This is a genomic window from Siphonobacter sp. SORGH_AS_0500 (genome assembly GCF_002838835.1).
GTDB lineage: Bacteria > Bacteroidota > Bacteroidia > Cytophagales > Spirosomataceae > Siphonobacter.
In genome coordinates this window covers 353,578-376,446 of sequence record NZ_NHPP01000002.1, presented here as the reverse complement: position 1 = coordinate 376,446, position 22,869 = coordinate 353,578, and the positions used below count along the sequence as shown (strand labels likewise).

Genomic DNA, 22,869 nt, shown 5'->3' with positions numbered 1-22,869 from the left:
TAAAAATTTTACGAATTAACTAAAGCTCCTCCGTTTAAGCAACTGGTAATCGAATTCCAGAGGTAAATTCTTTGGCGGATCGACTCCTCCGCCGTAGAAATGGTCTCTTCCCATTTTTGAGCGTCATTGCCACACAATTCACGAACCATTTCTTCCGCCAAATGGCCATGATGCCCACCGTCTACTTCGATGTGACGCTCCAGGTAATAGCGGAATGTATCGAGTTGATTAGGGAATCGGGCGTTCAGGTTACGAACCAGTTCAATGAATAATTCGGGAATCAAGTCTTCGCGACCATAGGTAAAGGCCGCCGCAATTTCATGCGGACGATTTCGCTCAATTACTGAAAACGTATAACTCACAAAAGCCTTCGCTCCGGCGGGAATATCAGCATTTTCCAGAGCTTCCCTCACCGATTGGCCCGCTCGCAGGTCTGCAACAAATTGCTCAATGACCGATGTATCCGCCTCTAGCTCTTTCATCGCCCGGAGGTATAACTCGTAATGGCTCATCCGAACGCCATGCTGATCTACATCGCTTTCTTCACCAGTAACGATTTCATTAATTAGATACGCCGTCGACCCGGATGCAGCGGGTAACCAGGGCACTTGTACGCAGGTAAGCTGCCGTTGCAGAGCCTTTAGCAGAGACATGAAGTCCCAGACAGCAAAAACGTGGCTTTGGGTAAAAAGCTGTAAAGCCTCCAGCGAGTTGATGTGATTGTAAACGGAATGGTCGATTAATTCCTGACGCAGCGGGTTCAGACGAGCTTCGAGTACTTCCAAAGGATTATTAGTCACTGTTGATCAAGTTATGAGGTACTTATTAGTAAAAACGCAAAAAGGTCGGTAGCAACCCACCGACCTCAAATTAAATTTTTGTACTAACCCTATTACTCACTTCAGCAATTCTTTGCGAGTGAGGATAGTCTCGAACATTTTAATGTCATGTTCTGAATTAAAAATGTCGAATGGCAGATAGAGATACTGATACTTGCCCAGATTGAACAAATACGCGTCTTTCTCTTTCTGAACCGACTGAATCATATTCCAGGGTAACTGGCCGCCTTCTTTTTTCTCGCGATTTTTCCAGACAAAAATCTGACGGTTATCAAATTCATACACAAATTTTTCGAACATCTGCTTATTCTGTTCTACCTGCGTCGTAGCCGTAAACTGCATACCGCGGAAGAGAGCGAAACCTACCCCACCGAGTACGGCTACGAGGTAAATCCACCAGTTTGGATAGACTTTCGTTACGTTCAGAACGACGTTCAGAACGATCACCCCTACGGGAATCAAAAACCAGAACCATTCCTGTTTGATCCAGTCCCGTAAGGCCAGGTTAATGTACTTTTTGGGGTCCAGGCCGTATTTTTTCGTGCGAACGCCCTGGGGCATTCCCGCCTGACCACTGTTAATGTAGGGCTGCTGGTAGCGATTTACCGGAACTTTTGCCATTTTATGTTAATAGAGTGACTTCTGAGCGAAAAACAACGCGTGTTTTTCTAGATGGAGTACAAAAATACGAAAACGACGTAGTACTGTAAAATCCCGCTCCGATATTCTCGCATTGCTCTGATTATTTATTAATTAAATCTCGTTTTCCTCGGTCGATTCGGGCACTTTTCGGAATTTTACGATTCAGAATCATTTTCAAAAGCTATTGTCGCTGTACATTCGTCCATGATTTCAACTGAAAAAACGCTGCTTCTGAACCCCGAACAGCTCAAACAAAAGATTCGCCGGATTGCCTTTGAGGTTTACGAAACCAATTTCGAAGAAAAAGAAATTGTACTGGCGGGAATCGTTGGTCAGGGAGTGATTATGGCTTCGTTGCTGAAAGAGCAACTGGAAGCCATCTCTCCGCTGAAAGTACAACAGATTGACATTCAAATTCAGAAAACCGATCCATCGCCCAGTTCAATCAAATTGAATACTGATTCCGAGATGTTAATGGGCAAATGTGTCATCGTTTGTGATGATGTTTTATACACGGGCCGGACACTGGCGTATAGTCTTCTTCCTTTTTTCAGACAAAAGTCAAACGCCTTCAGGTATCGGTTCTGGTAGATCGTAATTACCGTCGTTACCCCGTCTCAGCCGACTTTGTAGGGTATGCCCTGATGACTACGCTCAATGATCACATTGATGTGATTCTGGAAGGGCCAGAAATGGGTGTTTATCTGCAATAATACTCTCGATTTACTATTGATTTAATTCAGCATTCTTTTGAAACGTATTGCTCTTTTTGCCTCGGGCTCGGGTACGAACGTCGAGAATATCGCCAAGTATTTTAAAAATCACGAAACGATTTCCGTGGAAATGGTTCTTTGCAATAACCCTGCTGCGGGTGTTATTGAACGAGCCCATCGCCTCGGTATTCCTTTGAAACTGTTTAATCGCGAACAATTTCGTTCGGGCGAAGTATTAAGCTGGCTTCAGGAAGCTCAGATCGACTGGGTAATATTGGCGGGTTTTCTCTGGCTCATTCCTAAAAATCTGGTGGCAGCCTATCCTAACCGGATTTTGAATATTCACCCTGCTTTATTACCCAAATACGGCGGCAAAGGAATGTACGGCAGTTTTGTACACGAAGCCGTGGTAGACGCTAAAGAGATCGAGTCAGGTATTACCATTCATTACGTGGACGAGCATTACGACGAAGGAAACATTCTTTTCCAGAAATCTTTCGTTGTAGAGCCTACGGATACGCCAGCAGACGTTGCTAAAAAATGTCATGCTCTCGAATATGAATATTTTCCCGTGGTGATTGAGCGGGCTATTAATAGTTGATGGTTGTTAGTTATTGGTTATTAGTAGAGACGCGATTTCATCGCGTCTTTTTATATTTCAAGTCGGATTATCTTGCTCTACCCAGAAGCAATCAATCGCGTCTTTACCTAAAAGAAACGGGCTGGTTAATAACCAGCCCGTTCACTTCACTGAAAACTGTAAACAGACAACTGCCAACTAATAAGAAGAAGATCGGCTTTGGGCCTGATACGTCAGGGAGAAAGTATGGTAACCCAGAAGCACATTTCGGGCTGCCGTTCGAACCGCTTTCTTATCAAAAAATCCTTCTGGCGAAACCCGGGCCGCATACCCCTGCCAGACGGTTTTGTTCATGAATGTGTCCTGAAATTGAATCAGCAAAGTGCCCTTCCGCAAAAACGTTTTATCCACCACATAATCCACTTCAGGAGAACGATAACTTTTTACGTAAGTATTCAATTTAATTTTATCAGGGTGCAGGGAATAAAAAACCAATACATCAGGATTTTGAGTAGTATACTGAAAACCTCTTAATTGCATCTGGCGATTAATTTCAGCAGTAATCACATCGTGTTGAAGCGTGGTATCTTCTGCAGTAATGGGATCAAAGGCAATGCAATACGTATTATACAAGTGCGTATAATTCGGAGCGTACCCGGAATGAATAACGAGATTTTTAGGGTTGCAGGCCGAGCATAGCACGACCATAACAGCAAAAACGAGTAAAGACTGTTTCATAAACGTGAAAGGCCGCTAAGCCAAATTAAAATGAAATAAATGGTATTGTAAGACTTGTAAGAATGGCACCCTCTAGGGCTAAAAAATAATGCCAGATTATAACACTTTGGAGGCTTTTACCTGCTTCAGTGTTAAGAGGTTACGAATTATCTAGCTCTAGTTCAACTAAACTATAAAATTAATATAATTACGAATAATTCAAAATTAGACAAAGGTTTCCTTGCAATTATCTTCATGAGGTGAGACTACAGGAAATTTTTGCCCAAATGGCTACTCTTAAGAAGTTTTAACACTGTTTTATAGAGCATTTTATATAGGTTGCTATTAAAATCAACCGATTATGAAAATTGTATCCATTTTTATCCTCGCCTTTTTATTGTATGCCTGCTCGCCCAAAGTCCAAGTGGTGACTTTGCAAAGCGATAACGTAACCCTGCAAGATAATAAGTTCGTTTACGATACGGACACCCTACGGATCACGTATAACTTTCAGGGAGAAAACGGAGTTATCCGAATGAATATTTATAACAAACTGGGAGTACCGCTATATGTGGACTGGAAACGGTCGGCATTTATAAAAGGAACCGAAAAGTTTGATTATTGGGTAGATGAGGCCTATTTCCAGGGACAATACAATGGTACAACAGGCACGGACCTTCGGCCTTCACTCAACCGTTACAATCAATTTCTTTACGGCTATACTTGGGGTTCTTTTCAGGGAATCATTCGAAAAGAAGAGCAAGTGTCATTTATTCCACCTAAAACAGAGATTAACCAGTCCCGCTTCATGGTGGCTCCAGGCAAAGGCTGGCAATTACCCACATTTGAAAGTACCATAGAGGAAGTGGAACTACCCTCTTCGGAATCCAACCATAAAAAGAAGACAGCACTGGTTCGTTATGAGTTCTCGAACAAGAATACCCCTCTGAGTTTCCGTAATTACCTAACGCTTTCCACTGACGCTCAATTTCGGACGGAATTTCATATTGATACGCCTTTTTATGCTTCTCAGGTTGAAAATATGGATGGCCGTTACCTCTTTGGACCTATGTATAGTGAAGCTGACCTGAATACCCCCAGCAGTATACATCACATTCGGGAAGGGTATCGTTCAGAAAATAGATTTTTGCTGAAACTGCCCATTAATTAGTTTTCGAACGCACCAACTGAGCCGCTGCTCCATTTTTGGCGAAAACTAGTCCGGCTCCCTGCGGAGTTTTTAGTTCTGCCGAACGTCGTACCTGCCCTTCAATGACCAAACCCGTCTGGGCGGAAGGTACGACGTTAAATTTTTGTTGTCCCATACCTTTCAGCACAACTCCCCGGTTAGCATCGTAACGGCCCAGCTCGGGCAGACACTCGAAGAAATTGCCCGTCAAAATCAAATCCAGTTTTCCATCCTGATCATAATCTACGCTGCTGATTCCATAAATGGGTGAAAACTGAACTTCCCTAGGTAAGGCTTCAAAGCGGAAATTTCCCTTCCCATCGTTCCAGAATACGCCCGTCCGATCTTCTACAGCCGAACGCTTGAGCATGCCCTCACGGGAGCTTGCATCAAATAGATCTTCGACCGTTTTTTCGGCATAATCCGTAAATTTTAGGAATTTCTTTTTGATGGAAGGCACCGCTTTCTGTAAATCCTGTTTGAGTACCATCGGATAGCTTTTACCGGTTTCGGTCCAGCAATTGATGATTTGTTCCATCGTCCCGTTGCGGTCAAAATCGTTGACGTACAGCTCTGCCGGGTGTTCCGCCGAAGCATGATAGCGGTTATTGCTACCTAAATTTCCAGCCACCAGATCCAGATCGCCATCCCCGTCGAGATCCCGCACGTACAAGCGGTTCCACCAGCCCGTTAACTCTGCTAGCTGAGGCGATCTTGCCAGACGTTGACCTTTCTCATTCAGGAAAATAGTAACGGGTCCCCAGTCTTCACTGATAATGAGATCGGGCCATGAATCGTGGTTGACGTCCGCCCAAACTGCATCGGTTACCATTCCCATTTTTGAAAATTCCGGCATATACCGTTTGGTCATTACTTTGAATTCACCCCGACCATTATTGACGAGTAACTGACTCTGTGGCGATAGGCCGTACTGCCCAGATACCATTCGACTTCCCACAAATAAATCCTGATCGCCATCGTGATCGAAATCAGCCGCCGTAACACTCGATCCATTCAGATAGAGCAAGGGCAGTCGACGATCTCTGGTAAAAGTCCCCTTTCCATCATTCAGGTATAGCCGGTCTTCGAGTTCAGCGGAACCGTCGATAAATTCATTGCCCCCGCTCACTACGTACAAGTCTTGGTCCCCATCCTGATCCGCGTCGAAGAAGGTAGCCGCTACGTCCTCGTACAGGCGTTCGGTATCGAGTATGATCAGCTCCTGACCCTTAAACGTGCCATTGGACTGTTGCACAAATAATTTTTTGGGCGAGCCGGAAGCTCCGCCGAGGTACACGTCATCCAGACCGTCTCCATTGACATCCCCCACGGCCAGCGACGGCCCCTGCGTGGAATACATCTGCTTGAGCAGCGGATCACGGTTGTAGTCCACGAACGCATTTTCTACGTGGGTATAGTCTAAGCGAGAGGAAGCCGTTGCATCGGTGAAGTAAGACGCTGGCTTTGCTCCCACTCGAGGAGTACCAGCTTTCGATTGACGATAATCCAGAACAAGTTCCGTATCCGCTTTTACCTTCGGGATTGCCTGTTGCTGACCATCTGGCCAAACAACCGTTACAGAATCAATCGCCGTTTCTGTTCCCAAGCCAAACACCAGTGTCAAATCCACGGAAGACTGAAAACCCCGGTTCGGCATTTGTTGCAGGAGTATCGTACGATTAGGCTGATGTACCCGAACTTTCGCTCCAATTCCATTCCGGTTCTGGTCCGTTCCTTTTAACTTTACGCGTAAAAAATGCTGGTGATTCCGGTCACTGGCGTGATTGCGGTATACCGACAAGGGTTGATTGACATTACTGACAATCAGATCCAGATCTCCGTCACTATCCAAATCGCCGTAAGCCGATCCATTCGAGAAGTTAGGTTCAGCCAGTCCCCATGCCTGGGCCTGATTACTGAATTTTAGATTTCCTTCGTTACGAAAAGCATAATTGGGAATTGGTTCCGAAGGCATCTTGGTTAGAAATTCCGCAAAATTGAACCCCTGTGTCACGACTTGCTGCATGGTATTGTCGTCGGAAAAGAAGGAGATAAAATCCTGATCCGAGATGGTTTTATATAAGCCGTTAGCGACGAAAATATCCTTTTGTCCGTCATTGTCCATATCAAAAAGCAGGGCTCCCCAGCTCCAGTCGGTCGCGGCTACCCCCGCGTACTGCCCAACATCGCTGAATGTCAATTTTCCCTTCGCGTCCAAACCATTGTTTAGATGCAGCATGTTTCGCATGTACTGGTGATGGTAATCCTGACTGAGCTTGAACTGTTCCAGCTCGTAGCTTTCAAACAGCGTAGTCGTTTTCAGTCGGCGGTCGGTTCCAGGTAACATTTCCGTCACGAAAATATCCAGGCGTCCGTCGTTGTTCACGTCGGCTACATCCGCTCCCATTGAGGACAGGCTGATATGCGGAAAGGTTTCTTTCAGAGATTCTCGGAAGGTCCCATCCTGATTGTTTAGGTATAGATAATCATGTTCGTAGAAATCATTGGAAACGTAAATGTCCGGCCAATCGTCATCGTTCACGTCCCCCACGGTGATGCCTAATCCGAACCCAATGACACTTCCATAAATGCCAGCCTTCTCCGAAATATCCACGAACTGCGTCGTTACCGGAGCAGTATCTTTGTGAATAATCCGGTTTTCAAAAAACTTGTGACCGCCGTCGTAATCGCGTTGACTTCGCAAGTTTTTATAGCCCAATCGTCCAACCGGCATGAAACTGTTATTGAGCAGAAACATATCCAGATCTCCATCGCGGTCATAGTCGAAAAAGGCAGCGTGCGTCGATACCCCCCGGTCATCCAACCCATATTCTTTGGCTTTTTCGGTAAAGGTCAGGTTTCCGTTGTTGATAAACAGTTCGTTGGCCCGATCGTCATTGGGTCGGTTCCCTGCGTTGCAGACGTACAAATCCAGGCGACCATCGCCGTTTACATCCGCGAAGGTGGCTCCGGTACTCCAGGCATGCTTTCCTTTGATTCCAGCTTTCTCGGAAATATCCTCAAACTTGAAATTACCTTTATTCAGGTACAGCTTGTTATCGCCCATATTGGACGTTAGAAACACATCGGGAAGACTATCATTGTTGATGTCACCGATGGCTACGCCGCCACCATTATAGAAATTCCGGTAATTGAAAATGTTCAGTTCCTTGTCGTCTTTTACTTCGTTGACGAACGTAATACCCGTTTGTTCCGCTGGGAGCGACTCAAACAGGGTTTCTTCCTGCTTCTTTCCGCACGCGGCCAAAACCAGAGCCAAGGCCGTTATCAGAATATACTGTTTCATGGGGTATAGGGAATTCACTGAATGGGGTGCGTATGGGTTTGAAATACCAAGAGCCGATCATTATTCCGGCTGACCAGCCAGCGGGTGCCCGCTGCCGTTCGAAGAGCCTGTATATCCCGAATTTCGCCGGATACCGAAAAACCGGAAAAAGGTCCCGGGCTAGGTCGGAAGTTACCTTTGCCATCGTTGAGTAATACCAGGCCGGGGTTTGCATTGTACTGCCCCTGAGCCGGATTAACGCTGTAGAGGTTTCCACCTGCCAACACATCCGGCGTACCGTTGCTATCTACGTCGCCAATCGCGAAAGCGTAGAGTTTTGACCACTGGGCCGGAGCCGGCAGTTCGTGAATGACAAACCGAAGGCCACCTTTGTTCTCCAGCCATACGGAACTGTAACGATTGATTTCAAATTCAGTCGCTCCGTTCAACTCGCCTTTATTGAAGATATCTTCTACGGTTTTTCCGGCAAAATCGGCATAGGTAGTAAATTTCTTGTTGATGACCGAAGGAAGCTGTTTGCCGAGTTCATCCTTGCCCGCCAGGGGATAGTATGAGCCAGACTGATCTTCATAAGCCAGAATTTGTTCTGCCTGTCCATTCGAGTCAATGTCTTTGACCCACATTTTCAAATGGTTGGATCCCTTTCGGCGAAGACGGCTATTCAGACCCAAGTTACCCAGCACGGCATCTTCCCGCCCGTCTTTGTTCAGGTCAGCCCAGACCATACGACTCCAGAATCCCTTCATACGCGTGGACTCAGTACCATCAGCTTCCTCCAAACGCATGGGTTTGCGGCTAAATTTCCCGCCTTTTTGCACAAAAAGTTGCGGCTCTATCCAATCTCCTATGACTAGTAGATCGGGGTTCTGATCTCCGTCAAAGTCGCTCCAGTGGGCATCCGTCAGTAAGCCTGCCAAACGTAGTTCAGGGGCCAGTCGATCCGTTTGATCCTGGAAATTACCCTTGCCATCGTTGACAAGCAGGAAAGACCGAGGCGGTTTCCCGTAGCATAAGCCGTTACCCGACCAGAAACAAACAAATCTAGATCCCCGTCTTTATCAAAGTCCGTTGGGTATACACCCGACTTGTTTTCCAGCATTTTTGGTAATGCCGTACTGCGTTTGGTAAAGATACCTTTGCCGTCGTTAAAGTATAAGAGATCCTGTAACTGGTCCATTTCGCCATAGTATTCATTCCCACCAGCGACAACGTATAAATCCAGATCACCATCCCCATCGGCATCAAAAAACGTAGCAGCTACGTGTTCAGCCGTCGAATCAGCGTCAAATCCGGGCTGCGAACTACGTACAAATTGGCCGTCGGGTTTCTGCAAAAACAACTGGCCTACCTTAAACTTGGCTCCAGGGATGTAGGCATCTTCCAGGCCATCCCCGTTCACGTCACCCTTGGCCAGCCGCGGTCCTTCCGTCGAAAGCTGAAAAGGCATCAAGGGTTCGCGACTAAAGTCAAAATAATCCTTGTTCTCCTGATGGGTATAGGTAATTGGATTAGGCTGTACCTCTTCCAGAACTGGCATTTGGCTGGTACTCCACCAGGAAGTAATAAGCTGATCTTTAGCAGCCGTATATTGAACGGTCAGCGTCTGATCGGCTTTTACATTGCGGAGGGTTTGTGATTTTCCATCCGGCCAGATTACTAATACGCTATCAATAAGGGGTTGCTTACCCACGCCAAAAGTCAATGTAGGCTCCACGGAGGATTCAAAACCCCGCACCGGGCTATTCTGCTGATAAAAAAGTTGGGTACTGTCTTTCAGTAACACCTTTGCTCCCACCCCCAAAACATTGGCTTTATCACCTATAAAATTCACTTTCAGGTAATGGTTATCCAGCGTTTGCCGGGCATTGTTTCGATACACGCCCGCTGCCTCGTTAATGGCATTACTTACTAAATCCAGGTCACCATCATTGTCCAGATCGGCATAAATAGCTCCATTGTTGATGTTTTCTTTTCCAAATCCCCAGTCTTTCGAACGGTCTTTGAACGTAAAATCGAAGGGTCCTTTCGCGATACCCTGATAGAAGTAATTATGTGTTTTTCCCTCGGGCATGTGAGTAATGGATTTTCGGACCACCTCTTTCACTCGCTTGTCCAAAGCCGCATATACTGAATCCTGAAATACATACTTGATGTAATCCATGTTGTTGGGTCGCCGTACAATGCCGTTGGTGATGAATACATCCTTCACGCCATCGCCGTCATAGTCAGCCCAGAGGGGTGCCCAGCTCCAGTCGGTGGCAGCCATGCCAAGTTGGGCGGCAAGGTCCACAAACCGTTTGCCCTGTAAATTCAGTTGCAAGCAATTGCGGGCGTATTGGTAATGGTACCCGTAACTGAGTTTGAACGAAAAGACGTCGAATGGATCTTCACCCGCCGATGATTTTTCTACGGTTTCATCTTCGGGATACATATCTAACGTCATGACATCCAGCCAACCATCATTGTTGATGTCGGCCATGTCGTTCCCCATCGAGAAGCGGCTGGTATGTGCAAAAACCTCTTTCAGCTTTTCGGTAAAGGTGCCGTTTCCATTATTATGGTAGTAGTAATCGTCTTCGTGAAAATCGTTGGAAACGTAAATATCTTCCCAGCCGTCGTTATCCAGATCGCCTACGGCGATTCCAAGACCATAACCCATCGGAGCTCCGTAGATACCCGCTTTTTCGGATACATTTACGAATAAGGGTTTAGTCTGAGTGCCTTTATCAATGAGTTTATTTTCAAACAGGTAATCCCCTGCTTCGTTATCCCGTAAAAACCGGGCATTCACGTTATTATAGGAAATGGCTTTATGAATAGCATGATTAAGCAAATAACAATCCAGATCACCATCGTGATCATAGTCAAAAAAGGCCGCCTGTGTTGAAAAACCCGTAAAATCCAGTCCGTACTCCGCTGCTTTTTCTGTAAAGGTTCCGTCGTGATTGTTGATGTAAAGTTCGTTTGAGCCTTCCAGCCCTCGGTAATTGCCTACAGCACACACATAAATGTCCAGCCAACCATCGCCGTTAACATCTACCATACTTACACCCGTCTGCCAGTCGGCAAAGCCGCCTACGCCCGCCTGCTCGGTAATATCTTCAAATTTCCAATTTCCTTTATTGAGGTATAATTTATTCTTGCCACGGTTACTGACAAAGTATACGTCTGTCAGACCATCTTTATTAATGTCACCCGCCGCTACCCCTCCTCCATTGTAGAAATACAGATATTCTACAATGTTCAGACTGTCATCATCCAGGACGCTATTCTGGAATGTAATACCTGTTTGAGTGGAATCTAACGTTTCAAATAGGGGTTTTTCATCGGAAGACGTACAAGCGGTCAAGCCCAGCAAGAAGCCGATTACGATACTGGTTCCTTTTAGGAATACGCGAAACGAATGATGCATTGACTTCTGTTTTACTTAGGCTAGTATCAACACAGGCCCCTTCCCAATGCTGGAAAGGAGCCTGTTGCAAAGAAAAAAGATCAATGGTTAGTTATAACCAGGATTCTGTTTCAAGTTGGGATTACTCGAAATCTGTACCGATGGAATAGGCATCAGATTATACTTGGAATCCGTCACAGGTTTGAACTGCCAGGCTTTCTGTGTGAAAGATTTGAAACGAATCAAATCAGTCCGACGACGACCTTCGAAGGCAAACTCCCGCCCATACTCTTTCAGCAAGTTGTCCAACGTTAGATCAGCCGTGGTAAAATCAGATACTCCTGCCCGCTTGCGTACCTGGTTAATGTAAGATAAAGCTTCGGCTGCTTTCCCTAAACGAACCAGTGCTTCGGCTTTAGCCATCAACACAGATGAATAGCGGAAGATTGGGAAGTCGTTATCCTGGCTAGTAACCAGGTTTCCGGTTTGAATTTCAAACTTTTGGAAACGCACCCCCTGATAGGCCAAGGCTCGCTCAAGTGCACTGATTTCCGGCGTAAAGTTTACATCATGCCGTAAGCCATCTACGCGGTCATCATACTGAATTACCTTGCCATCTGAACCCGTTTGCGGACCTGCCAGCCACATCTTTTTCCGAGCATCCTGATCGCTGAACGTTGAGTAGAAATCTGCGTAGGTACAGTATCCGTTCCAGGGGCTGTTAGCTAATCCATACTTCTGTTGCAGAGCATAGTGTAGCGTACGTAACTGGAAAGTGTTACCAGTAGCGAACGTTTTGTCATAAGGAATCACGAAGATGTTTTCACGCATTGACCCGTTCTTGTCATTATTGACGGCAAAATTGTCCAGAAAATTAGACGACAATGAATACAGCTTCGAGTTAATGACCGAATCGCATTCTGCAGATGCTTCCGTCCACCGAGGCGTACCCATGAACACCTCTGCATTCAGATACACGTGAGCAAGCAAGGCATGTCCAGCACCCCGAGACATTCGTCCGTACATGGTAATACTACTCTCGTTCCGCATCTGAGGAATCGCCTCCTTGAGCTCTTTTACGATGAAATTATACACATCCACTCTTGGACTTTGGACCGGATTACCGGCGGGCGAGTCTTCAGTCAAAATGGGTACATTCCCGAAAAGATCGACTAAATAGTAGTAATTCAAGGCTCGAATGGCCCTTAATTCAGCAATGGTCGTCTGTTTGCTTGCTAGTGAAGAAGCTTTCAACGTAGCGACATTGATGTTTACGTTGGCAATACTACGATAGAATGCTTCCCAGGCTCCATTGATGTTCGTTGGAATCAAAGGCGTAAACTGATGTTTAGCCAGTTGCTGCCAACGCCCATCATCGTACCAGTCAGGCCCCCGCGTCGGTACTACGACTTCGTCCGTAGTCGTTTCCTGCAATACGAAGGGGTCATCGACGAAAGATCGTAAGGTTCCATACGAAGAGCCAATCACCGAATTCAGATCCGACTCAGTAGCGGGAAACGTTCCCGCGTCAGCCTGGTCATATACCGTAGAATCCAGATTTGTACAGGACTGATTGAATACCATCAATCCTGTTAGTCCGAGTCCGTATAAAATTTTAAGCGTTTTCATAAGAAAGTATAGTATTCTAAAATAAGCATAAAGCTTACAACTGATTGCTTATATAATGAAAGTACTCTATCGGCTAGAACGTCAGTGAAATACCTGCCACTAACGTACGTGCTCGGGGATAATAGGAAATAGGATCAACTCCCGGTGACAGGTTTACAGCCCGGTTATCATCGCTGATGGATCCGTATTGGCTCCGCGAATCACCCGTACGCACTTCAGGATCAGCACCACGATATTTTGTGAATACGAAGATGTTTTGACCTGAAAGGTAGACCTGAGCATTTTGCAGAACCTTCTTCATTCCTGGAATTCGGTATCCTAAGCGGAAGTTATCTAGACGAACAAAAGAAGCATTTTCTAACCACAAATCAGACCAGGCCGAAGAAACCCCTTTGCCAATACCAGTTGAAAATGCATCCTTCAGCAAGTTCTCGCCAGGGAATCGGTTGGGGTTTGCAAAGTAGATGTACATCCCATTTGCCACTTTCTGGCCTACACTTCCACGGAAGAAAAAGGACAGATCCCAGTTCTTGTAGGTAAAGTTGTTTTGCCAGCCAAAGGTTAACTTCGGTTGAGCATTGCCCAGGTACGTACGGTCTGCACCAGCGGGTTGCGTTCCCCCACCTCCAAAATCCTGATAAATGTACTCGCCTTTGTCGTTGAAACCTATCACGCGGGGACCATAGAAGGTACCAATTGCATACCCTTCCTGCAGTACGATAGGCGAAGCAATTCCTCCCTGTCCACTACCAAATCCTCCATACAAAATGGGGTTATTGGTATTGTATTGGAATAAGCCATTGCTTAAGGAAATGATTTTGTTGGTATTATGAGCCAGGTTCAATGAGGTACGCCACTCAAAATCTTTCGTGCTGATGGCCTGATAGTCCAGCGACAACTCGATTCCTTTGTTGGATACCCGACCTACGTTTGCCAGTACGTTGTTCGTTACGGCTGTTAGTTGCTGCGAGCCGTATTTAGAACCGATTGCAACGGGGTAATTGAACAATAAGTCACGCGTGTCTTTGTAGTAAACTTCCACTGATCCCGTCAAACGGCCCTTCATTAAGCCAAAGTCCACACCGATGTTGGTCATCGCTGAAGTTTCCCATTTTAGATCTGGGTTCGCATTTTGTGAATAAAAATACGCTGTCTGGAAACCACCGTTGGTAAAGTAAGACCCTTGCGAACCATACAACATACGAGCGGCATAATCGGCGATACCATCCTGGTTACCCGTTACACCATACCCAGCCCGTAATTTCAGGTCGCTAAATACATTCCCACTTTTAATAAAATCCTCTTCGATCAAACGCCATCCTGCTGATACCGAAGGAAACCAACCCCAACGATTGTTTACCCCGAACCGAGAAGAACCATCCCGACGAATATTCGCAGTCAAGAGGTATTTTTCGTTGTACGAATAGTTGATACGGCCAATGAGACCTACCAGAATAGCTTCAGATTTATAGGAATTCACCTGACGGTTAGTCGAACCATCGGCGTTACTATTTCCAGCTCCCAGGTTATTGTATCCGAAGGCATCAGGGAAGTTTGAGTTTTCTGCACCAAATCCTTCATTACTCACCTTCTGATAAGTGTGCCCCAACAAAACACTAAAATTGTGCTTATCAATAGTGTTGGTGTAGTTAATAGTGCTTTCAATCAGGCGATCCAGAACTTCCTGGGTTTCACGGCGACCTCTTGAAATGCTATTGCCACTACCCCGGAAATAGCTGGGGATGAAAAAGCCGTAGAGATAGTCAAATGTACTTTGCGAAGCATTTACGCCAACTTTTAATCCTTTCACGATTTCGTAGCTGGCTTTAGCATTCAACAATGTCTGACGCTCCTTTCCTTGATTAGTCAACTGCACGAGACGAGCTAGTGGGTTTTCTACTTCAAACTGTCCCTGCGGCTGGTTAAACGTGCCATCAGCGTTATAAATAGGTTGTGTTGGATTGAAACGTACGGCTGAACGTAGGGCTCCATAGTCCACAAACTTCTTATTATTAGTCTGGTGTGAGAGCAAAAGTTGCAGTTCCAAACGATCATTGAGGGCTTTCTGCACCAAGTTCAAACGAGCATTGATCCGGTTGAAACCTGAATTTTTCACGATACCTGGCTGATCCAAATAGATCAGCGAACCACGGTAACTAAATTTCTCAGCTCCTCCACTAACGGCAACCGAGTGGTTTTGCGTCCATGAAGTCTGCGTTACCTGATCAATCCAGTTCGTAGACGAACCATAATCCTGGCCAGTAACGTTTTGTTCAACTAATTTGGCCCGGAACTCGTCTGGTGTCAGGAAACCAGGACGGCGTACTTCTTTACCCATGGAGATGTATCCACTGTATTCGACCGAAGTACGACCTGCCGTTCCTTTTTTAGTAGTAACAATGATTACCCCGTTCGCTCCCCTTGAACCGTAAATTGCGGCAGCAGAAGCATCTTTCAGTACGTCAACCGACTGAATATCTTCGGGAGCCACACTATTCAACGGAGCACCCGCTACGCCGTCAATCACAATCAGAGGCTCTGAGTTAGCCGAAAGCGAAGACGTTCCGCGTAAACGAATGGTTGGGCGGTTATTCGTGGGGTCACTGTTTGGAGCACTGATTACCAAGCCCGATACTTTTCCTTGGACAGCCTGTAAAGGGTTGTTAAGTACCCCGGCGTTGAAATCCTTGGCCGTAACGGTTGCCGTAGCTCCGGTTACGTCCGCTTTCCGCTGGGTACCATAGCCTACTACGACTACTTCCGACAGGGCTTGTGAATTAGGCTGTAAGATTACGTTAAGCGTGGTTTGGTTCGTAATGTCAATCTCCTGGGAAATCATACCTACCGAGGTAAAGCGAACTTTAGATCCAGAGGTAACGCTAATCTTATACGTACCATCTGCGGCAGTCTGTGTACCATTGGAAGTACCAACTACCAAAACGCTCACCCCAGGTAAATCACTTCCGTCCTCTGCTGAAGTAACCTTTCCTGAAAGGATACGTTGCTGAGCCCAAGTCGTCATGCTGAGAAGAATCATTAAAAGACCTAGACATCCAGCGAAGCCATGTCTAAGCTTACTTTTTTGACCCAACGAGCTACGTTGCAAGTAAGTCTGTTTCATCATCTGTAAGGGTTATGTATTGTATCAGTAACATGAAAAGAAAAATATATCCATATCTAATCAAAAAATAGGGGTGAATTGAAATCAAATTCGTCTATTATTTTATTAGATAAATACATTTTATAGCTCTCCAGGCGTGCAAACTACAATAATTAATTCATATAATACAATTTAATATTGAAGTTTTTAAAAAAAACATTTTAAGCACATATACTCAACATTAACATATGAGCAAAATAGCCACCCATTTCAAAATTATACCTACGTTAATCCTCTGAGACAACCGTTTTTATCGTTTTGTTTGTATATGATGTAATATCCATTCTCCCACGGACTGGCCCTGGCTAAAGCCATGGTCGATTCCAGACTTGAAATGGATTCCACCGTAGAGTCGGCTAATGGCTGCTTCAGTTGCAGCGGCTTTGAAAGAGGGATATTGACGCACGGGTAGCCCATAGGCTATTTCGGAAGAGTCGGCAAAGTTTAAATGATCACCCATGAGGGCTGTTAAGACAACCGCAGAAGAAGCTGAAATGACGCTGTGACCAGAAGGATATTCAGGAAAAGGGGGAGTCTGTAATAAAGGTTGCCATTGATCATCTATTACATTATTAATATATGTTTCTGGGCGAATACGAACGGAGTGGTACTTTTCATCCCAGCAAGCAATGAAACCGTCAAATAGAGCAATGGAAGTAAGCAGATACGCTTCGGCGGTCTGCATAAAATCTTTATGAGCTTGACGAGTGGTTAGCCCTACGATACTCATCCAATGGCCACCCGGAGACATTTTTTTGGTCGCAAAAGCAGCATGCCCCTGAATATTCATTTTAAAAGGATTACAATCCCAGAAATTTGCAATTTCTTTTTGCTCTTCTGTACCGAATTTGACAGCCTCATAAACCTCTTTTGCCTCTTTGAAACAATCGCTATTGGAATTGGTACTGTAGGCCGGAAAACCTTCAATCCGAAATTGTGCGGCAGAGTCCAGTACCATGGGTCGGATTTTAGCCCAGAAGGGTTCCAAAGCATCCATGTATGCGGGCGGCGTAGGCACCCAGCTCCCTTTATGGTTGGTTACGGTATAACGAAATCCCCGGGTTTCTTTATAGCGATCCTTTAAAGAATAGGCAATGACGTGTTTAGCAACCGCTTCACCGTACGCCATGGAACGTTCGTATACATCTGAGGGCAAAGCCTCTTCAAACGATTTATAAAAGTCTTTTTCGAAATCATCAATTATATCGCCTGAAAAAGTCCACTGCCGCCCTACCATCAGAAAGGCCCTACTGCTTGCCAATGGGTAACAATACTCCTGATTGGCTTCAGGTTTAGGTGTAGCCGTGTATTCATTTAACTGCCCTGCCATGCTTTGGTACTGAGGATACATGGGGAGTAAAGCTTCGTACGCTGCCAAACTGGAATAGGCATAAATGCGGGCTGCCACAGGTGGGCCAAACACATCGTGTATAATAACTTGGGTAGCTTACGCTCTGCCTTTCTTAAAAAGTCAGGGTTATTAGTCAGTAAGGTGTATTCATTCTTATTTTTCTGGCAACTGCTGAAAATCAGCATATTGACAATCAATGCAAGGAAAATTCTCTTCATCTGAATCTTACTATAGTATAATTTTATTTCAATAAATTACTACAAATTTAATAGAACGAATAGCATCCAATGCCCTTTTATATAATTTAACCATTATTTTATTTTACTTGTACAACCCATAACCCTTCCAAGAATCATCTAATTGCCCTCATCTATACACTAGGAGTTTATACTATCTTTGTAAATACTAGGCTTCTGCACTACTCATTGTCTAGTTTTGATCAGGCATATATCCTCATTTATCGAAATTTCGGAGTATAGGAGTTATGAAAAGTAAAGTACTCCACCTAAGTACCCTCCACCGGGGCGATGATTCCCGAATGATTCTAAAAATGGCTTTTACTACCGCTCTTCGGTATCGAACGCTGGCTTTGGTTACCCAGCAGTGCTTGCCAAACGCGGACCTTGAGTATCATTTCTTACCTTATCATTCTTCGCTGATTAAACGTTTAGGGCTGGTTCATCCGCTGGCTTTATGGAAGAGTCTTCGTTTAAGACCGGACATCGTTCATGTGCACGCTCCAGAGGCTCTGCCCATTGCTTTAGTGCATCACTGGCTGGGAGCTACCGTCATTTTTGACGTGTATGAGAATATGGGGAAGCAATTGAAAGGTAAGCAAGTAAACAATAATCTACTGTTTCGGAGTTTTTTCAAGCTTTTTGACCACATCGCTCGTAAGAAATTCCACTTCATTTTTGCCGAAGATTCGTATCGGGAATCGTATTCAGATTTGGCAAAATCAAGCGTTGTTATTCATAATTTCCCTGACTTAACCTCAATTCCCGTAGGACAGGCTCATCCTAAAGAACCTGCTTTTTTTTACCTGGGGCAATTGAGTAAAGCCCGTTGCCTGGATGTGATGATTGAAGCGGCAGGTTTGCTTCGTAAAGATTATCCTACTTTTCGCTGGCATATTTTCGGGAAAGTCGGTTTTGACTTAAGCTCGATGGAAGAGGTAGAACAGATGCCGGGTTATGCTCAGGTGAAAGAGAACCTGATATTTTATGGGTATACACCCGCCAGGGAAGCATATCAGAAGGGAGCGAAATGCCTGGCTGGAATTGCTTTACTCAAACCCATCGGTGACTTTGAGGGTTCCTACCCGACTAAAATTTTTGAATATATGGCGTTAGGCTTACCCGTGATAACGTCAAATTTCCCTTTGTATCAGTCTGTCGTAGAGCATCATAGCTGTGGGCATTGCGTGAATCCAACGGATGCCGGGGCTCTGTACGAAAGCCTGAAGTTTTTCATTGAAAACCCGAACGAAAGAACACAGATGGGTGAAAGGGGTAAAACAGCCGTGCAAAAGCATTACAACTGGGCCGGGGAACAACAAAAGCTCTTAGCTTTTTACGAAAAAGTAATCAAAGAAGGGTAAGGTTCTGAACAGAGCTTTACCACCAGTCAAAACCTTACCCTCCTCTAACAATTCAAACGCTCAAACATAAGTTCTTATCATTATTTAATAGTCTACTTTGACGACTAGTAAGCATTAGACTATCAATTAAAAACTTTCAATCCTTATTTTAACTACTTTTTGGGTACCCAAACGGCCATTTTACCCACACCGCGATGACTCCACAAGTGGTAAGGAATGGCTGTAAACTTCTTGCCATCTGCGTTTTCGCCTTTAATTAATACACTTGTGGTGATAAAATCCGGGTCATTCACAAACTTCAGTTTGGTCTGATCACTGACTGAAATCTCATTTACATCTCCGCCGTTATCCACGCCTTCAACGCAATACACCAGCGGACCGCGTTCCAAAGCTACTTTCCCCCGATCGGCCTCCACTTGTTCATTCGCCAGCACTTTTCGAATGGGCATTGGTAACTCCATTTCTACGACATCCCCTTTTTTCCAGTTTCGAGTCAGCGTTGCAAATCCTTTAGTGACTTCATACTTAATCTTTTTCCCATTTACTTTAATTACCACAGGTTGAACCTCCGCATTTTGATACCGATATAAATCTCCCGGCACAGGTTTTCCCTGCGACCAGCCCGGCAGGCGAAGCTGCAAAGCAAAGTCCATTGATCTTTCGGGATTTACGGTCAGTTTCATGAAGCCATTCCAGGGATAATTCGTCTCCTGAATTAACTCTACGGGTGTATTTTTGACGGATACTTTAGCCGTTCCACCCATTAATAAATTCAGATACAGATTGTTATCTTTTGTAGCATACACGTAACCCGGCAACGAAGGCATGACCCGGGTAACATTAGTAGGGCAGCAGGAGGTGGCGAACCATTCGACCCGCGTGGCTTCCCCGTTAAATTTGGTAACGCCGTCCGCTTCCAGCGGATTTGGGTAAAAGAAATGGGTCCCGTCCAGCGAAACGCCGGAGAGAAAACCATTATACATGATTCGCTCAAATATATCCAGATAAGCCCCTTCGCCAGACTCCAGGAACATTCGGTAATTCCACAACATCTGAGCCACCGAAGCACAGGTTTCAGCGTAAGCTTCTTTATTAGGTAAGTGATAATTTTCGCCAAACCCTTCATTCGAGCGGTCCGAACCTACCCCGCCCGTCAGGTACATCCGCTGGTCAGCGGCATTATGCCATAGTTTCTGTAAGGCTTTGCTGTAGGTTTTAGAACCCATCATGGCATCTACATCCGTCATTCCGGCATAGAGATAACCCGCCCGAACGGAATGGCCTACGACTTCCGTCTGTTGAGTAACGGGTAGATGATCCTGAAAATACATGCTATCGGCGTGCGTGGCACTGCCGTCTGGTTTTTGAACGATCAGAATGCGACGCAGGTCTTTCCGACCCCGCATGTCGATGAAAAACTTCGCTAAATCAAGGTATTCTTTCTTCTTTGTAGCCCGATATAACTTCACCAGACCTATTTCGATTTCTTCATGGCCGGGAACTTCGAGCAGTTTATCTGGCCCAAAAACAGTCAGTAAGTAGTCGGCATTTTTGGTAGCTACATTCAGCAAATTCTTTTTACCAGTTGCCTGGTAGTGAGCTACTGCGGCTTCGTACATATGGCCTACGTTGTACAACTCATGCGAGCCATTTATGAAATTGAAACGGGTATAACCTGCCCGCCAGTCTTTCTCCATAATCCGATCACCGAGAATGGTACGGATGGTATAGAGGTAACCATCCGGTTCCTGGGCGGCGGCAATTTTGGTAATAACCGTATCCAGGTAAGCTTCCAGCTTCGGGTCAGGATGGCTAGCCAGGGAATAAGAAGCTCCTTCTATTACCTTAAAGACATCAGAGTCATCAAACCGCTGCCCTCTGAATTCGCCTTTTTTGAGTTTTCCGGCAATGGCAAAATTATCGATCCGACCCGTTTCTTCGCATTTTTCAAAGGCGAAAGGAATCGTACGGGTACGGTTGGTTTCGATGCGAGGCTGCCAGAAGGCCGAGGAGATTTTTACATCAGTAAAAGGAACAGGCTGAATGGGGTAATCTTGGGCCTGAGAAACGCCCGTTACCGCCATTCCCAGAAAAGTCAGGAAGGTACTTTTTTCATAAAATCGAATGTTGGGAATCTCAACGTCGGATTTACTAAAAAAATAATACCCTGATGATGTTGAAACTCGAAAACTGGTAAGTCATTTTTAGCTTTCTGAAAGCAGCGAGGCCCGGTTTTAAACCGAGCCTCGCTGCTTTCAGAAAGTTATGGCTAGCTATAGTTTTATACCATCTCCACCACTTTTCCCTGATTCAGCCGAATGGTATGGGTTACGCAGGTAGGAATTTCTTCCGTATAATGCGATACATATACTAAAGTTCGTTCTGAAGTTTCGGAAAGGGCGTCTACGGTATCCCGGAAACGAGTCATTTGGTCTGTATCCAGTCCCTGACAGGGCTCGTCGAGAATCAGTAAGGGTGGATTTTTGACTAAAGCTCTCGCCAGTAATACCAGTCGCTGTTGCCCCGTTGAAAGCTGCGACAGCTTCTTTTCTTTCAAATCCTGCAATTCAAAGGCTGCGATGTACGCTTCCAGGTATTCAACCAGGTCGGGTTTCAGTACTTTAAATAAACCCATCGTGTCAAATAGCCCCGAAGCAATCACTTTCCAGACGTTCTGGTCTCTTGGGAAATACAGATGGAGCTCCGGTGAAACAAAACCAATTTTCTTCTTAATGTCCCAGATACTTTCACCCGTGCCGCGTTTGCGGTCAAACAGGTCAAAGTCGTTTGCGTATGCCTGGGGGTTATCGCCTGTAATCAAGCTTAATAAAGTTGATTTTCCAGAACCGTTGGGTCCTAGTAAGGCCCACTTCTCTCCTCTTTTCACCGCCCAGTTCACATGATCAAGCACCTGTGTTTCTCCGTAACGAATCGAAATATTACGCATGTGAATGGCGTAGGAGAAATCCACATGCTCGGTCAATGGTTTGGGTAACTCGATGACCTTACGTTCCGTCAAGTCTTGAGTCGGAACGTAATTTTCACGAGTTACCGAAGTACCCTGTGGTAAGACTAACACATTCGTAATCGCCGCCGGAATATCCTTAGGCGGAGCCACCATAAGAAGTGTCGTTCCTGATTCGGCGATATGATTCAGAATTTCATGCAAAGAAGCCCGGCTGGTTACATCCAGTCCAACAAAAGGATTATCCAGAATCAGAACTTTGGGCTTTTTGAGGAAACTCCGGGTTAATAAAGTCCGACGGGTTTCGCCATTGGAAAGTGAGGTAACGTGTCGTTCCAGCAAATGGCTTACCCGTAATTGCGTAGCCACCTGTTGCAGGTAATCTTCGTCATAAGCCAGCGGTGGTAATTCAACCGAATGAGCGTCTACGGTTCCGGCGGGTTTTACCTGTTCCTGCAAAACCTCCCAAACCGTCGGGCTTTCTTCGGAAGCATAACTATTGAAGCGTTGCTGATAAAAGGTAGCGGTTGCGGCAATGTTTCGATTAAAGCTGAAATCGCTGGCTACGAGTTCGATGTCTTTTTTAGCGGGAATAGCCTGAAATGTTCCATTCAGGATGCTTCGTTTTTCGGCTAATACTGACAATAATAAAGATTTCCCCGAACCCGTTGGTCCCACCAGAGCCCAGTGTTCGCCCGCTTGAATAGTGAGGTTTAACCCCCGGATAATGGTTTCCCGTTCCCAGCCAATGCTGGCATTTTCCAGTTTAAATAATGTTGACATAAG

At 45.4% G+C, this 22,869-nt stretch carries 15 protein-coding genes; 4 read left to right on the top strand and 11 right to left on the bottom strand.

Going from position 1 to position 22,869, the window contains the following annotated elements:
* Window positions 1–8: 8 nt before the first annotated feature.
* Both BWI96_RS03660 and BWI96_RS03655 read right to left on the bottom strand, forming a co-directional pair.
* Window positions 9–800 (bottom strand): DUF3050 domain-containing protein, encoded by a 792-nt coding sequence (locus tag BWI96_RS03660; protein WP_106635327.1) that lies wholly within the window; start codon window positions 798–800, stop codon window positions 9–11.
* 96 nt (window positions 801–896) lie between these two features.
* Window positions 897–1,460, bottom strand: a complete 564-nt coding sequence (locus BWI96_RS03655; protein ID WP_106635326.1) for a YcxB family protein — start codon at window positions 1,458–1,460, stop codon at window positions 897–899.
* Between the two features lie 225 nt (window positions 1,461–1,685).
* Here BWI96_RS03655 and BWI96_RS03650 point away from each other — a divergent pair, with 225 nt between their 5' ends.
* Together BWI96_RS03650 and BWI96_RS03645 are read left to right on the top strand one after the other, a co-directional pair.
* Complete coding sequence (locus BWI96_RS03650) at window positions 1,686–2,072, top strand: phosphoribosyltransferase family protein (RefSeq protein ID WP_232793562.1); 387 nt, start codon at window positions 1,686–1,688, stop codon at window positions 2,070–2,072.
* Between the two features lie 159 nt (window positions 2,073–2,231).
* Window positions 2,232–2,795 carry a phosphoribosylglycinamide formyltransferase gene (locus BWI96_RS03645; protein WP_106635325.1) on the top strand — a complete coding sequence of 188 codons (564 nt, stop codon included), beginning with the start codon at window positions 2,232–2,234 and terminating at the stop codon, window positions 2,793–2,795.
* Between the two features lie 177 nt (window positions 2,796–2,972).
* Here BWI96_RS03645 and BWI96_RS03640 read toward each other — a convergent pair whose 3' ends face one another.
* Window positions 2,973–3,512, bottom strand: a complete 540-nt coding sequence (locus BWI96_RS03640; protein WP_106635324.1) for a DUF4136 domain-containing protein — start codon at window positions 3,510–3,512, stop codon at window positions 2,973–2,975.
* A 340-nt stretch (window positions 3,513–3,852) separates the two neighbouring features.
* Between BWI96_RS03640 and BWI96_RS03635 the strand changes: the two genes are divergently transcribed.
* Window positions 3,853–4,662 carry a hypothetical protein gene (locus tag BWI96_RS03635; protein WP_106635323.1) on the top strand — a complete coding sequence of 270 codons (810 nt, stop codon included), beginning with the start codon at window positions 3,853–3,855 and terminating at the stop codon, window positions 4,660–4,662.
* Here the strand turns inward: BWI96_RS03635 and BWI96_RS03630 are convergent.
* The 6 genes from BWI96_RS03630 to BWI96_RS03610 all read right to left on the bottom strand — a co-directional run bounded on the left by BWI96_RS03630 (window position 4,655) and on the right by BWI96_RS03610 (window position 17,575).
* Window positions 4,655–7,987, bottom strand: coding sequence for a VCBS repeat-containing protein (locus BWI96_RS03630; protein WP_106635362.1), 3,333 nt, complete (start codon window positions 7,985–7,987; stop codon window positions 4,655–4,657). The genes BWI96_RS03635 and BWI96_RS03630 overlap by 8 nt on opposite strands.
* A 14-nt stretch (window positions 7,988–8,001) precedes the next feature.
* Complete coding sequence (locus BWI96_RS22120; RefSeq protein ID WP_232793561.1) at window positions 8,002–8,904, bottom strand: VCBS repeat-containing protein; 903 nt, start codon at window positions 8,902–8,904, stop codon at window positions 8,002–8,004.
* A complete protein-coding gene (locus tag BWI96_RS03625; RefSeq protein WP_232793560.1) occupies window positions 8,889–11,399 on the bottom strand; it encodes a VCBS repeat-containing protein in 2,511 nt (836 codons plus the stop codon). The genes BWI96_RS22120 and BWI96_RS03625 overlap by 16 nt, the downstream gene beginning before the upstream one ends.
* 87 nt (window positions 11,400–11,486) lie before the next feature.
* Window positions 11,487–13,007, bottom strand: a complete 1,521-nt coding sequence (locus BWI96_RS03620) for a RagB/SusD family nutrient uptake outer membrane protein (RefSeq protein WP_106635322.1) — start codon at window positions 13,005–13,007, stop codon at window positions 11,487–11,489.
* A 73-nt stretch (window positions 13,008–13,080) separates the two neighbouring features.
* Entirely contained in the window at window positions 13,081–16,029 is a 2,949-nt protein-coding gene (locus tag BWI96_RS03615) for a TonB-dependent receptor (protein ID WP_157830201.1), read from the bottom strand.
* A gap of 388 nt (window positions 16,030–16,417) precedes the next feature.
* Window positions 16,418–17,575 carry a vanadium-dependent haloperoxidase gene (locus BWI96_RS03610; RefSeq protein WP_232793559.1) on the bottom strand — a complete coding sequence of 386 codons (1,158 nt, stop codon included), beginning with the start codon at window positions 17,573–17,575 and terminating at the stop codon, window positions 16,418–16,420.
* Window positions 17,576–18,002: 427 nt separating this feature from the next.
* On the opposite strand from BWI96_RS03610, the gene BWI96_RS03605 reads away from it, so the two are divergent.
* A complete protein-coding gene (locus BWI96_RS03605; RefSeq protein WP_106635320.1) occupies window positions 18,003–19,118 on the top strand; it encodes a glycosyltransferase in 1,116 nt (371 codons plus the stop codon).
* A gap of 152 nt (window positions 19,119–19,270) precedes the next feature.
* Here the strand turns inward: BWI96_RS03605 and BWI96_RS03600 are convergent, their stop codons facing one another.
* Window positions 19,271–21,202 (bottom strand): glycoside hydrolase family 127 protein, encoded by a 1,932-nt coding sequence (locus BWI96_RS03600; protein ID WP_106635319.1) that lies wholly within the window; start codon window positions 21,200–21,202, stop codon window positions 19,271–19,273.
* 197 nt (window positions 21,203–21,399) lie between these two features.
* Window positions 21,400–22,866, bottom strand: a complete 1,467-nt coding sequence (locus BWI96_RS03595; protein WP_106635318.1) for an ATP-binding cassette domain-containing protein — start codon at window positions 22,864–22,866, stop codon at window positions 21,400–21,402.
* Between the last annotated feature and the right edge of the window lie 3 nt (window positions 22,867–22,869).